Origin of the sequence: Pseudomonas sp. BF-B-30 (assembly GCF_019956305.1) — a bacterium.
Classification (GTDB): domain Bacteria; phylum Pseudomonadota; class Gammaproteobacteria; order Pseudomonadales; family Pseudomonadaceae; genus Aquipseudomonas; species Aquipseudomonas jessenii.
Genome location: NZ_JAHBDG010000005.1, coordinates 98,334 through 111,660 on the forward strand (window position 1 = coordinate 98,334; position 13,327 = coordinate 111,660).

Below are 13,327 nucleotides of genomic sequence, written 5' to 3' on the forward strand. Positions count from 1 at the left end.
CCGGTTCCATGCTGCGACGCCAGGTTCTGACATTAGGTAGTTTGCTGCTGGGTGCAGTGACGCTGGGCGGCTGGAAGCTGTTCAAGCAAAAGGACAGGAGTCCGTTGTTGCTTTCGGCACGGGACGACACCGACGGCCAGCATTACGCCGTCGGTTACCGGCTCGATGGCACCCAAGTGTTCGCCACCCGGGTCGGCCAGCGTTGCCACGACATCATCAACCACCCGACACAGCCGATTGCGCTGTTCGTCGCTCGCCGTCCGGGCACCGAGAGCTACCTGATCGACCTGCGCGACGGCGCGCTCCTGCAAACCGTGGTGTCACAGCCGAACCGGCACTTCTACGGGCACGCGGTCATTCACCACAGCGGCGACTGGCTGTACGCCACGGAAAACGACACCTCCGATCCGGGGCGCGGCCTGCTCGGCGTGTATAAGTTCGAAGGCGAACGGCTGGTGCACAGTGGTGAGATTTCCACCCACGGCCTCGGTCCGCATCAGGTGTCGTGGCTGCCCGATGGCGAAACCCTGGTGGTGGCCAACGGCGGGATTCGCACCGAGGCCGAAAGCCGGGTGGAGATGAACCTCAACGCCATGGAACCGAGCCTGGTCCTGATGCACCGCGACGGCACCCTGCTGAGCAAGGAAACCCTCGCCCAGCAGATGAACAGCGTGCGTCATCTGGCCATCGCCAGCGACGGCACCATCGTCGCCAGCCAGCAGTTCATGGGGGCAGCCCACGAGTCGTCGGAGTTGCTGGCGATCAAGCGCCCCGGTCAGCCCTTCGTCGCGTTCCCGGTACCCGAACACCAGTTGCAGGCCATGGGACACTACACCGCCAGCGTCGCAATACACAGCGACTTGCGCCTGGTGGCGTTGACCGCACCGCGGGGCAACCGCTTTTTCATCTGGGACCTGGACAGCGGTGAAGTACGCCTGGACGCGCCACTGCCCGATTGCGCCGGGGTCGGTGCCGTGGCCGACGGTTTTGTCGTGACCTCGGGCCAGGGACGCTGCCGTTACTACGACTGCCGCCAGACAAACCTTGTTGCAAAACCGCTGGAGCTACCCGCAGGGCTCTGGGACAACCATCTGCACCTGATGGCCTGAATCATTGAAAAATCGCCGCCTTGGGCCGCGCCTGCATCGGGATGACCTACACCCCGCAGGCGCGACCCGAGGCGGCGAATTTTTTCAGGCTTTCACCCCTCTAATACCTCACAACCTGTAAAAACGGCAGTTGGATTACCCTCTACACTCCCGGTAATGAGCCCCGCTGTCTCGCCTGATTTTGTCCAAGGAACTGGAATATGCTGCGTCGCCGCATGCTGATCATGTTGGGTGTTGTTCTACTGATTGTGCTGGTCCTGGCTGCATATAAAGCCTTCTCGATCTACACGATGGTTCAAGGCTTCTCTGCGCCTAGACCGGCGATCAGCGTTGCCGTGGCCACCGCCATCGAGCGCCCATGGCAAGCCCGCCTGCCTACCGTTGGCACGCTCAAGGCATTGCAGGGGGTGGACCTGAGCCTGGAGACCGATGGCACCGTCATCGATCTCCAGTTCGAGTCGGGGCAGAAGGTCAAGGCCGGCCAACCACTCCTGCGCCTCGACAGCGCCGTTGAAAGTGCCCTGCTGGAAACTGCTCTGGCCGACCTCGGGCTGGCACAGCTTGATTACGGTCGCGGTAGCCAACTGGTCGGCAGCCAGGCCATTTCCAAAGGCGAATTCGACCGACTTTCGGCGGTGCTGAAAAAGAGCAAGGCCACGGTCAATCAACTCAAGGCTGCGCTCGGCAAAAAAAGCATCATCGCGCCGTTCAGCGGCACCATTGGCATTCGTCAGGTGGACGTTGGCGACTACATGGCCAGTGGCACCATGATCGCCACCCTGCAAGACCTCAGTAGCCTGTATGTCGACTTTTTTGTGCCCGAGCAGTCGGTACCGAAGATTGCGCTCGGCCAGCCAGTGCAGGTCATTGTCGCGGCGTATCCGACCGTGGAGTACCCCGGCACCATCAGTGCAATCAACCCTAAAGTCGAGAACAGCACCCGTAACGTGCAGGTCCGCGCCACCCTCGCCAACCCCGATGGCAAGTTGATGCCAGGCATGTTCGCCAGCCTCCAGGTGCTCCTGCCCGACCCGCAACCGCGCATCGTGGTGCCGGAAAGCGCGATTACCTACACGCTCTACGGCAACTCGGTGTATGTGGCCGTACCAAAGAAAGCCGAGGATGGCAGCCTGGTAAAGGACGACAAGGGCCAACCGGTGCTGATCGCCGAACGGCGGTTTGTCGAGACCGGCGAACGCCGCGATGGGCAAGTGATGATCACCAAAGGCGTGCAGAGCGGCGAGAAAGTGGTAACCGCCGGCCAGCTCAAACTGGATAACGGCTCACGCATTGCCATCAGCGACGACAAGACCCTGGCCGGGCAGAACAGCCAGCCACGCGCGGACTGATCAAGGAATTCCCATGGCTTTTACCGACCCGTTCATCCGCCGTCCGGTTCTCGCTACCGTGGTCAGTCTGTTGATTGTACTGCTGGGCTTCCAGGCCTGGAGCAAGCTGCCGCTACGCCAGTACCCGCAAATGGAAAACGCCCTGATCACGGTAACCACCGCCTACCCCGGGGCCAACGCCGAAACCATCCAGGGCTACATCACCCAACCGATGCAGCAAAGCCTGGCCAGCGCCGAGGGCATCGACTACATGACCTCGGTCAGTCGCCAGAACTTTTCGGTGATCTCGATCTACGCGCGCGTCGGCTCCGACAGCGACCGTCTGTTTACCGAACTGCTGGCCAAGGCCAACGAGGTCAAGAACCAGCTGCCCCAGGACGCTGAAGACCCGGTACTGAGCAAAGAGTCGGCCGATGCGTCAGTGCTGATGTACATCAGCTACTTCAGCAAGGAGTTGAGCAACCCGCAGATTACCGATTACCTGTCACGGGTGATCCAGCCCAAGCTGGCGACCTTGCCCGGCATGGCCGAAGCCGAGATCCTCGGTAACCAGGTATTTGCCATGCGCCTGTGGCTGGACCCGATGAAGCTGGCGGGATTCGGCCTCAGTGCCAGCGATGTGACCAACGCGGTGCGTCAGTACAACTTCCTCTCTGCCGCCGGCGAGGTGAAGGGCGAATACGTGGTCACCAGCATCAACGCCAATACCGAACTCAAGTCCGCCGAAGCCTTCGGGACGATTCCGCTCAAGGTCGATGGCGACAGCCGTGTGCTGCTGCGGGATGTGGCACGCGTGGAAATGGGCGCGGAGAACTACGACTCCATCAGCTCGTTCGGTGGCACCCCTTCGGTGTACATCGGCATCAAGGCGACGCCCGGCGCCAACCCGCTGGAAGTGATCAAGGAAGTGCGCAAGATCATGCCGGACCTGGAGGCCCAGCTACCTCCGAACCTGAAAGGTGAAATCGCCTACGATGCCACCCTGTTCATCCAGGCCTCGATCGACGAAGTGGTGAAGACCCTGTTCGAAGCGGTGCTGATCGTGATCGTGGTGGTGTTCCTGTTCCTCGGTGCCCTGCGCTCGGTGGTGATCCCGGTGGTGACCATCCCGTTGTCGATGATCGGCGTCATGTTCTTCATGCAGATGATGGGGTACTCGATCAACCTGCTCACCCTGCTGGCAATGGTATTGGCCATCGGCCTGGTGGTGGACGATGCCATCGTGGTGGTGGAAAACATTCACCGTCACATAGAGGAAGGCAAGACACCGCTCGAGGCCAGCATTGAAGGCGCCCGGGAAATCGCCATGCCGGTGGTTTCGATGACCATCACCCTGGCGGCGGTGTATGCACCGATCGGTTTCCTGACCGGCCTGACCGGGGCGCTGTTCAAGGAGTTCGCCCTGACCCTGGCTGGCGCGGTGGTGATTTCCGGTATCGTCGCCCTGACCCTGTCGCCGATGATGTGTGCGTTTCTGCTGCGTCACGACGAGAACCCCAGCGGCCTGGCCCATCGCCTGGACATGACTTTCGAACGCCTCAAGCGCCGCTACCAGAGCCTGCTCCACGGCACCCTCAACACCCGGCCGGTGGTGCTGGTGTTCGCCGTGATCGTGTTGTGCCTGATTCCGGTCCTTCTCAATTTCACCAAGTCGGAACTGGCACCGGATGAGGACCAGGGTATCATTTTCATGATAGCCAACGCCCCGCAGCCGACCAACCTCGACTACCTGAACACCTACACCGACGAGTTCGTCTCGATCTTCAAGGCATTTCCCGAGTACTACTCGTCATTCCAGATCAACGGTTTCAACGGCGTGCAATCGGGCATCGGCGGTTTCCTGCTCAAGCCATGGGACGAGCGCAGTCGCACGCAAATGGCGATCCTGCCCGAAGTGCAGGCCAAACTGGGAAAGATCCCGGGGTTGCAGATTTTCGGATTCAACCTGCCATCACTGCCGGGCACCGGCGAAGGCGTGCCATTCCAGTTCGTCATCAACTCCGCCAATGATTACGAACTGCTGCTGCAAGTGGTCGACCGGATAAAAATACGTGCGAAGGAATCCGGCAAGTTTGCGTTTGTCCACGTTGACCTGGCCTTCGACAAGCCGGAAGTGGTGGTGGATATCGACCGTGCCAAGGCTGCGCAGATGGGGGTTTCCATGCAGGACCTGGGGGGGACCCTGGCGACCCTGCTGGGTGAAGGCGAGATCAACCGATTCACCATTGAAGGTCGCAGCTACAAGGTCATTGCCCAGGTCGAGCGGCCGTTCCGTGACAATCCGGACTGGCTGAACAATTACTACGTGAAGAACACCAAGGGTGAACTGTTGGCGTTGTCGACCCTGATCACCGTCACCGACCGTGCCCGACCGAGACAGCTGAACCAGTTCCAGCAACTCAACTCGGCCATCCTGTCCGGCGTGCCGCTGGTGAGCATGGGGGAAGCCATCGACCTCGTGCGCCAGATCGCCCGGGAGGAGGCACCCGCCGGTTTTGCCTTCGACTACGCCGGCGCATCGAGGCAGTACGTTCAGGAAGGCAGTGCCCTGTGGGTCACCTTTGCCCTGGCGCTGGCGATCATTTTCCTGGTGCTGGCGGCCCAGTTCGAAAGCTTCCGCGACCCGCTGGTGATCCTGGTCACCGTGCCCTTGTCTATCTGCGGTGCATTGATTCCGCTGTTCCTGGGCTGGTCGAGCATGAACATCTATACCCAGGTCGGGCTGGTGACCTTGATCGGGCTGATCAGTAAACACGGCATTCTGATCGTCGAGTTTGCCAACCAGTTACGCAAGGACAAGGGCCTGAGCGCACGGGAAGCGGTGGAGGAAGCGGCGGCCATCCGGCTGCGTCCGGTCTTGATGACCACGGCGGCAATGGTGTTCGGCATGGTGCCATTGATCATCGCCAGCGGTGCTGGCGCGGTCAGCCGGTTCGACATCGGCACGGTCATCGCGACCGGCATGTCGATCGGCACACTGTTCACCTTGTTTGTATTGCCCTGCGTCTACACCTTGCTGGCCAAGCCGGATAAACCCTGATGCAGAAAAACCTGTGGGAGAGGGCTTGCTCGCGAAGGCGTCATTCCAGTCAACCTCAATGTCGACTGACAGATCGCCTTCGCGAGCAAGCCCGCTCCCACACAGGTCAGTGTTGAAGCCCGAAGTCAGGGCAATAAAAAAGGCCTCGCATCAGCGAGGCCTTTCATTTTGGCTTCAATCGGTTCAACTCTGCGGCCTCAATCCCTGAGAAAGTCCGAACATGAACAGCAACAAGTCATGATCGGGTCGAGTGGCCACGGATGCCTTGGCAATCCGTGGCAACGGACAATGTTCTTCTGCGTTTATCGAGCTGAGAACCTGGGGGCGTGGTTGCTCCCAGGTTGCCATCGCGATCGATGCAACTGCCAAGGCTCCTACCAGAAACAAACCTCGTGCAATTTCGAGTTTCATCGCTATAAACCCTTGATAGCGCTGCCAAACGCCGTCTCATAAAAGTAGATGAGTTTTTCCCAGTCTGCGTCGCTGAACGACGAGTGGCGACGCAATTGCTTCATGTCATGGACAGCTGCGCGATGGGCCGTCAAACGCTGTCGGCATTTCTCCAGATCGATCAGGGCCACTTCGACCTTGGCCGTCTCGCCCTCACCGGTCACGCGAACGAATACGTGCTTGTCGTAAATACATCCGTGCTGCCAGCGGCCCTTGTGCATGCGAGCCAGGTTTTCAGCCAGGTCCTTGAGCACTCGTTCGTTTATGGCTTCACCATGACGCTCGCGACCGCCACCGGCGTACCAGCGATCGATTTCCTCGAAGCCGTCCAGCGACTTGGTGACCAGCAAGGCACGCCACTTGTGCACTGGATCGCGCTGCGCACCACAAAAAACGATTTCCGGAACCCGTACGCCAAGTGCGGTCACACCGGTGAGCGCAGCATGCTCGCGCATGACCGTCGGCCGCCCGAAAGGGTGCTGCAAGCTACGATGAATATGCCCGGTCTGGCGCTTGACGTAGAGCAGTTGACCATCACTGCCCATCAGGCGTTGAACGCCGCTTTCCCCGCCGCGACGGACGTTGGGTTCTTCTACCCATTCACCGCGCTGATTCCAAAAGTAATCGAAGCGGTCCTGGGGAACGACTTCCGTTTCTGCTGCACACTGCACTGCCATCCTGTTACCTCTTGCGTAATACGTAAACTCGCCACATGGCATAGAGCGGCAAAAAGTCCAGTTGTTCCTGGATTCGGAAACCCGCCTGCTCAAATTCCTTCTCTACGGTAGCGGCCGGTAACACAAACCGGTTTTGGTAACCTTCCTGCCCACGGGTTTTCTCCGAACGCTTGCGTTTCCAGGCCTTGAAGTTGCCATCGACCCACAGCGAAAGGATCACGCTGTCGCGGGAAACCCGCTCGAACTCACGCAAAATAGCCATGCGATGCTTGGCTTCACCGATGTGGTGGAGCAAACGCATGCAAAAAATGCTGTCGACGGCGTTGTCCGGCAAGGCGATGTCGAATACAGATGTGTGCAAGGGTTGTACCCGCTTCACCACATCGGCAGGTTGCGCCTGGGTTGCGACCTTCAGCATGGACGGCGAGTTATCGGCACCGATGATCACTCGGTTGGATTTTTCCGCCAACAAGGGCCAGAAACGCCCGGCACCACAAGGCAAATCGAGGACCAGACCCGGCTCGCCAACCAGGGCCAGTGCCTTGCGCGCCAGTTGTTCGTCACGCCAGTGGGACAATCGACGGCCGAGACCTTCCTGGTGTTTGCGCAAATAGCGTTGCGCGTGTTGATCGTCGTACTTTTCGGAAAAATCGAGCTTGATCGGGCCGTCCATCATCAGGTCTCCTGAACTTCTGATAGCAGCTACCTTAGATTTTGTAGTGTCGGCGTCTGGTCATCCATTTGTGAAAATATCGTTATGGGAAAACCTGAAATATTACAGGGTTTTACGGAGTTGACAGGGTTTGCTGGACGCCTGACTTAACAGATCAAGTTCGGGACAGCTCCACCTGAAAACGGCAGCCACTGGGCTCCATCGTAGTCAGGCTGACGCTCCAGCCCTGGTTTTCACAAATCCGCTGCACCAGTGAAAGCCCCAGGCCCAAGCCTTCCCCGCGTTTTTCAGTGCCCCGAACGAAGGGTTCGAACATCGCCTCGCGTTTTTCTTCGGGAATGCCCACACCGCTGTCTTCGACCAGAAATCCCGTGCCCGTCAGGCTCAGGCGGATGAAGCCCCGTTCTGTGTAGTGCAAGGCGTTGCGCAGCAAGTTACCCATCACCGCGTGCAGGAGCGTCGCATTGTAGCCCTTGGCCTCAGGGTTGCCCGGTTCGAAGATCAGTTTCAACCCTTTGCTTTCAATGGGCCCGCGCCACAGACCGACCAGGCCCTCGGCTACCTGGCCCAGGGGCTGCTGCGGCGACATGCTGTTATCTTCGCGCTTGGCGCGGGCCAGCATCAGGAAGGTTTGCACCAGCTCACGCATTTCTTCACATGCCCGGGCAATGCGCTCGACCTGGGCGCGACCGCGCTGATCGAGACCTGGGTTTTCCAGCAACAACTCGCAGGAACTGGCCAGGATCATCAGGGGCGTACGCAATTCGTGGCTGACGTCGCTGGTGAACAAACGCTCGCGGGTCAGGGCCTGACGCAAGCGCCCGAGGGTGGCGTCGAAGGCCACGGCCAGTTCGCCCACTTCGTCGGCGGCATAATCCGGAGCCAAGGGAGGAGCCAAACCCAGCAGTTGATCGCGATGGCGTACCTGGCGGGCCAGCCGTACCACCGGCGCCATGACCTTGCGTGCCAGCACCCAGCCGAGAAATACAGCCAGTGCCAGGCTCAGTACGAAACCCACCAGCACCACGGCAAACAGCACCCGCTCGCGCTCTTCAAAATCGCTCTGGTCCTGCAACAGTACGTAACGTCGGCCGTCGACGATTTCGACCATGGCGTGGTACGACAGGTTTTCGCGGAACACTTCGTGGAAACCCGGCTCCAGATGCCGCAAATCCTTGGGCAAATTGAAATCGCCTGGCCCGTTGCTGAAGTAGAACAATTGGTCCGGTTCGGGGCGGTGGCTCCAGTCCGTGACATTGTCCATCAGCAACAGGCGCTGCAAATCGCCGCCCAGACCGGCCGAAATCAGTTTTTCCTCCACCAGGTGCACGGTCGCCACGATGCCCATGGCAAAGGCACCCGCCACCAGTGCGCTCATCAGCGCAAAGGCAATGATGATGCGTTGAGCAAGGCTCTGCTTAAACTCCATCACGGCCCTCGGCCAGGCGATACCCCACACCGTGCACGGTTTGCAGTAATGGTTTGGCAAACGGTTTGTCGATCACCTGGCGCAGTTGGTGGACATGACTGCGCAGGCTGTCGCTGTCCGGGCAGTCGTCGCCCCAGAGCGCTTCTTCAAGAATTTCACGGCGCAACACATGAGGGCTTTTCTGCATCAACACGGCCAGCAACTTCAGGCCGACCGGGTTGAGTTTCAGCAACCGGCCTTCGCGAGTGACTTCCAGGGTGTCGAGGTCGTAGCTCAGGTCGCCGACCTGCAAGGTCCGCCGCCCGCCGCCCTGGGTTCTGCGCATGACCGCTTCGATACGCGCCGCCAGCTCAGACAGGGCGAACGGTTTAATCAGATAGTCATCGGCGCCGGACTTGAAGCCCTGCAGACGGTCATCCAGTTGATCGCGGGCCGTGAGCATGATCACCGGCGTTTCGCGGCGAGCATCCTCGCGCAGGCGCTTGCACAGGGTGTAGCCATCGATGCCGGGCAACATGATATCGAGCACGATCAAATCGTAGTGCTCGGTGGCCGCCAGGTGCAGGCCCGACAGACCATCCTGAGCGCAATCGACGGTATAGCCTTTGAGCCCCAGGTAATCGGCCAGGTTGGCCAGGATATCGCGGTTGTCTTCAACCAATAGAATTCGCATGGGTATCTCTCCGTCCACAGTAACGGCCGTCGTGGCCCGCGCAGCTTAAGGCGAAGTTCCGCTCAGGGCTAGGACTGAGTGAAGCGCAAAAGCGCGGAAATTGACCGATTACAGCCTTAACGAGTTTTTCACCGGCGATTCACATGCTGGCGACAGAATCGGGTTCAAACTCTGCGCGGCTGCGCATTTGAGAACATTTCACTGATCAAGGAACTAGCATGGTTTCGACCCTTGCCCGCCCTTCCCCTCGTCCGCTCAATTTCTGGGTGTGCCTTGGAGTCCCCGCCGTAGCTGCGATCATTCTGGTATTGCTCGAATTGACCAGTCTGGACATGGACCTGGCCAAGCTGTTTTACGACCCGGTCACCGGGGAATTCATCGGACGCCACAGTTACTTCCTCGAGGACATCCTGCACGATCGCGCCAAGCAAGTGGTCATCGCCTTCTCGGTGTTTGCCATTCTCGCCTTCATCGCTTCGTTCTTCATGGCCAGGCTCAAACCGCTCAAGCGGGAACTGGGTTGCCTGGTGCTGTCCCTGGGCCTGGCGACTTCCTTTGTCACGCCCATCAAAGCAGTGACCGCGGTGCAATGCCCATGGAGCCTCGAACAATTCGGCGGTCACGAGACCTACAGCGAACTGTTGAGTCCTCGCCCGCACACCGATAAACCAGGGCGTTGCTGGCCCGGCGGCCATGCGGCCACCGGTTTCACCCTGTTTGCCCTGTTTTTCGTACTGCGCGACCGTCGCCCGCGCATGGCTCGCGCAGCGTTGGTCTTCGCCTTTGCCCTCGGCTCGGTGTTCTCCATCGGGCGGATGATGCAGGGCGCACACTTCTTCTCGCACAACGTGTGGACGGCGGTGTTCTGCTGGCTGATTTGTTTGGGGTCGTATTACTACGTTCTGTATCGACCGGCCTTGAGGGCGGATCGCGTGGCAAGTGCAGAACCTGTCAGCGCCTGACCTGACGCCTTCGCGGGCAAGCCACGCGCCCACAGGATTTATGCAGTTCCTTGTGGGAGCGGGCTTGCTCGCGAAAGCGGAATGTCATTCAGCATCTATATCGACTGACACACTGCCTTCGCGAGCAAGCGCGCTCCCACAATGGATCGATGTGAACATTGAAGTCCGGGCAATAAAAAACCCCGCCTGCTTTCGCAGACGGGGTTTTTTCGTACAGGGGTAAGGCTGGCTTACATCATGCCGCCCATGCCGCCCATACCGCCCATGTCTGGCATACCGCCGCCAGCTGCACCTTCTTTCTTCGGTGCATCAGCAACAGCGGCTTCGGTGGTCAGGATCAGACCGCCGATCGACGATGCAGCTTGCAGCGCGGAACGGGTGACCTTGGTTGGGTCCAGGATGCCCATTTCGATCATGTCGCCGTATTCGCCAGTCGCAGCGTTGTAACCGAAGTTACCTTTGCCGTTCTTGACTTCGTTGACCACAACGCTTGGCTCGTCACCGCTGTTGGCAGCGATCTGACGCAGCGGTGCTTCAACGGCACGGCGCAGAACAGCGATACCTACGTCCTGATCAGCGTTGTCGCCTTTCAGATCGTTCAGGGTTTGCAGAGCACGGATCAGCGCAACGCCACCGCCAGGTACCACGCCTTCTTCAACGGCTGCACGAGTAGCGTGCAGGGCGTCTTCAACGCGGGCTTTCTTCTCTTTCATTTCAACTTCGGAACCAGCGCCAACCTTGATCACTGCAACGCCGCCGGACAGCTTGGCCAGACGCTCTTGCAGTTTTTCACGGTCGTAGTCCGAGGAAGTTTCGGCAACCTGAGCACGGATCTGAGTGATGCGTGCTTCGATGTCGCCGTGTACGCCAGCACCGTCAACGATGATGGTGTTTTCCTTGGACAGGGTCACGCGCTTGGCGCTGCCCAGGTTTTCCAGGGTTGCGCTTTCCAGGCTCAGACCGATCTCTTCGGAGATAACGGTACCGCCGGTCAGAACGGCGATGTCCTGCAGCATGGCCTTGCGACGATCGCCGAAGCCTGGAGCCTTGACGGCTGCGACTTTAACGATGCCACGCATGTTGTTCACAACCAGAGTCGCCAGGGCTTCGCCTTCAACGTCTTCGGCCACGATCAGCAGTGGACGGCCGGCTTTGGCAACGGCTTCCAGCACTGGCAGCATTTCGCGGATGTTCGAGATCTTCTTGTCGACCAGCAGGATCAGCGGGCCGTCCAGCTCAGCGACCATGGTCTCTGGCTTGTTGACGAAGTACGGGGAAAGGTAACCACGGTCGAACTGCATGCCTTCAACAACCGACAGTTCGTTTTCCAGGCCCGAGCCTTCTTCAACGGTGATCACACCTTCTTTACCGACTTTTTCCATGGCTTCGGCAATGATGTCGCCGATGGAGTTGTCGGAGTTGGCCGAGATGGTGCCGACCTGAGCGATAGCCTTGGTGTCAGCGCATGGCTTGGACAGGTTTTTCAGCTCTTTGACGATGGCGATGGTCGCCTTGTCGATGCCGCGCTTGAGGTCCATCGGGTTCATGCCGGCAGCGACGGCTTTCAGGCCTTCGTTGACGATCGACTGAGCCAGAACGGTAGCGGTGGTAGTACCGTCACCAGCGTCATCGTTGGCACGGGAGGCAACGTCTTTGACCAGCTGCGCACCCATGTTTTCGAAACGGTCTTCGAGTTCGATTTCTTTGGCGACGGAAACGCCGTCCTTGGTGATGGTCGGAGCGCCGAAGCTCTTCTCGATGATCACGTTACGGCCTTTCGGGCCCAGGGTCGCTTTTACTGCGTCAGCCAGGACGTTGACGCCCTTGAGCATTTTTTTACGGGCGGAATCGCCAAACAGAACTTCTTTAGCAGCCATGATCGATATTCCTTAAATACTTTGTAGTAGCGGGAAAATGAACGGGGGTATCAGCCTTCGATAACGGCGAGAATTTCGTTCTCGCTCATTACCAGCAGGTCTTCGCCGTCGACTTTCACAGTGTTGCTGCCGGAGTAAGGACCGAACACAACCTTGTCGCCCACTTTCACGGACAGTGCACGCACTTCACCGTTTTCCAGTACGCGGCCGGTGCCTACAGCGAGGATTTCGCCGCTGTTGGCTTTTTCAGCAGCCGAACCTGGCAGGACGATACCGCCAGCGGTTTTCTTTTCTTCTTCGCTGCGACGGATGACGACGCGGTCATGCAGAGGACGAAGCTTCATTGTCGATCTCTCCTAATTGTGGTTTTCATCGGCCGGTGTAGTCCCGGCGGGTTTAACAAAGGCCGGCGGTGCCGGTTGCGGTTCGTCAAGCGAACCGCGGAAGTCTGTCTGGCTTGTTCGCCAGAAACCTTGCGGTGACCGTTACATAAGGGCGCATAAGCTTATTACAAGGGCGGCGATGAAAAATTTTTCAGGTCGATGCCCCGCAAACGAACACGGCACCCGAAGGTGCCGTGTCGATGTGTGTATTACTTGGTATCGCGGTGTTCGAACTCGCCTTCGATCACGTTGGGCTCGCGGCCCAGCGGCTCGCGAGGCGCCGGGCCGCCACGGGCCTGGAGGTCGTCGGCGAACGCTCGCTGACGCATCGCCTGCTCTTCGGCGCGCTGGCGCATTTTACCCGCCAGCAGGCGACGACTGAACGGCAGCAGCATGAACAGGCCGATCACATCGCTGATGAAGCCCGGAAGAATCAGCAGGCCACCGGCCAATGCCAGCATCAGGCCTTCGAGCATGGTCTGGGCCGGCAGTTCGCCGCGGCTCAGGCTTTCACGGGCACGCAGGGCCGTGGCCAGGCCGGCGATGCGCAGCACAAACACGCCGAACATCGAGCCGAGAATGATCAGCAGCAGGGCCGGGAAAAACCCGATGGACCCTGCCACCTTGACGAATACGAACAGCTCCAACACCGGGAACAGCAGAAAGAGCAACAAAAAAGGGCGCATCAAATGGTTCCTCAACGCA

The 13,327-nt window shown here is 59.3% G+C and carries 12 protein-coding genes; 4 read left to right on the top strand and 8 right to left on the bottom strand.

Going from position 1 to position 13,327, the window contains the following annotated elements; all coding sequences use genetic code 11:
- Positions 1 to 8 precede the first annotated feature (8 nt).
- The 3 genes from KGB29_RS03440 (at position 9) to KGB29_RS03450 (ending at position 5,498) form a co-directional block, all read left to right on the top strand.
- Complete coding sequence (locus KGB29_RS03440) at positions 9 to 1,109, top strand: DUF1513 domain-containing protein (protein ID WP_150813347.1); 1,101 nt, start codon at positions 9 to 11, stop codon at positions 1,107 to 1,109.
- A gap of 200 nt (positions 1,110 to 1,309) precedes the next feature.
- The gene (locus KGB29_RS03445) at positions 1,310 to 2,458 is read left to right on the top strand and encodes an efflux RND transporter periplasmic adaptor subunit (RefSeq protein ID WP_150813348.1); all 1,149 of its coding nucleotides are present in this window, start codon (positions 1,310 to 1,312) and stop codon (positions 2,456 to 2,458) included.
- A gap of 13 nt (positions 2,459 to 2,471) precedes the next feature.
- A complete protein-coding gene (locus KGB29_RS03450; protein ID WP_150813349.1) occupies positions 2,472 to 5,498 on the top strand; it encodes a multidrug efflux RND transporter permease subunit in 3,027 nt (1,008 codons plus the stop codon).
- Positions 5,499 to 5,681: 183 nt separating this feature from the next.
- Here KGB29_RS03450 and KGB29_RS03455 read toward each other — a convergent pair whose 3' ends face one another.
- The 5 genes from KGB29_RS03455 to colR form a co-directional block, all read right to left on the bottom strand.
- Positions 5,682 to 5,909, bottom strand: coding sequence for a hypothetical protein (locus KGB29_RS03455; protein WP_079246712.1), 228 nt, complete (start codon positions 5,907 to 5,909; stop codon positions 5,682 to 5,684).
- 2 nt (positions 5,910 to 5,911) lie between these two features.
- Positions 5,912 to 6,625 carry a lipopolysaccharide kinase InaA family protein gene (locus KGB29_RS03460; protein WP_057713452.1) on the bottom strand — a complete coding sequence of 238 codons (714 nt, stop codon included), beginning with the start codon at positions 6,623 to 6,625 and terminating at the stop codon, positions 5,912 to 5,914.
- 4 nt (positions 6,626 to 6,629) lie between these two features.
- A complete protein-coding gene (locus KGB29_RS03465; protein WP_057716567.1) occupies positions 6,630 to 7,298 on the bottom strand; it encodes a class I SAM-dependent methyltransferase in 669 nt (222 codons plus the stop codon).
- A 154-nt stretch (positions 7,299 to 7,452) separates the two neighbouring features.
- The gene (locus KGB29_RS03470; RefSeq protein WP_057713451.1) at positions 7,453 to 8,727 is read right to left on the bottom strand and encodes a sensor histidine kinase; all 1,275 of its coding nucleotides are present in this window, start codon (positions 8,725 to 8,727) and stop codon (positions 7,453 to 7,455) included.
- Positions 8,717 to 9,400, bottom strand: coding sequence for a two-component system response regulator ColR (colR, locus tag KGB29_RS03475; RefSeq protein ID WP_007985839.1), 684 nt, complete (start codon positions 9,398 to 9,400; stop codon positions 8,717 to 8,719). The genes KGB29_RS03470 and colR overlap by 11 nt, the downstream gene beginning before the upstream one ends.
- 218 nt (positions 9,401 to 9,618) lie before the next feature.
- On the opposite strand from colR, the gene KGB29_RS03480 reads away from it, so the two are divergent.
- Complete coding sequence (locus KGB29_RS03480; RefSeq protein ID WP_150813350.1) at positions 9,619 to 10,362, top strand: phosphatase PAP2 family protein; 744 nt, start codon at positions 9,619 to 9,621, stop codon at positions 10,360 to 10,362.
- Between the two features lie 230 nt (positions 10,363 to 10,592).
- On the opposite strand, the gene groL is transcribed toward KGB29_RS03480, so the two are convergent.
- The 3 genes from groL to KGB29_RS03495 form a co-directional block, all read right to left on the bottom strand.
- Entirely contained in the window at positions 10,593 to 12,239 is a 1,647-nt protein-coding gene (gene groL / locus KGB29_RS03485; RefSeq protein WP_090457529.1) for a chaperonin GroEL, read from the bottom strand.
- 50 nt (positions 12,240 to 12,289) lie between these two features.
- Positions 12,290 to 12,583, bottom strand: coding sequence for a co-chaperone GroES (locus KGB29_RS03490; protein ID WP_007985847.1), 294 nt, complete (start codon positions 12,581 to 12,583; stop codon positions 12,290 to 12,292).
- A gap of 248 nt (positions 12,584 to 12,831) precedes the next feature.
- Positions 12,832 to 13,308, bottom strand: a complete 477-nt coding sequence (locus KGB29_RS03495) for an FxsA family protein (protein ID WP_057713449.1) — start codon at positions 13,306 to 13,308, stop codon at positions 12,832 to 12,834.
- Positions 13,309 to 13,327 lie beyond the last annotated feature (19 nt).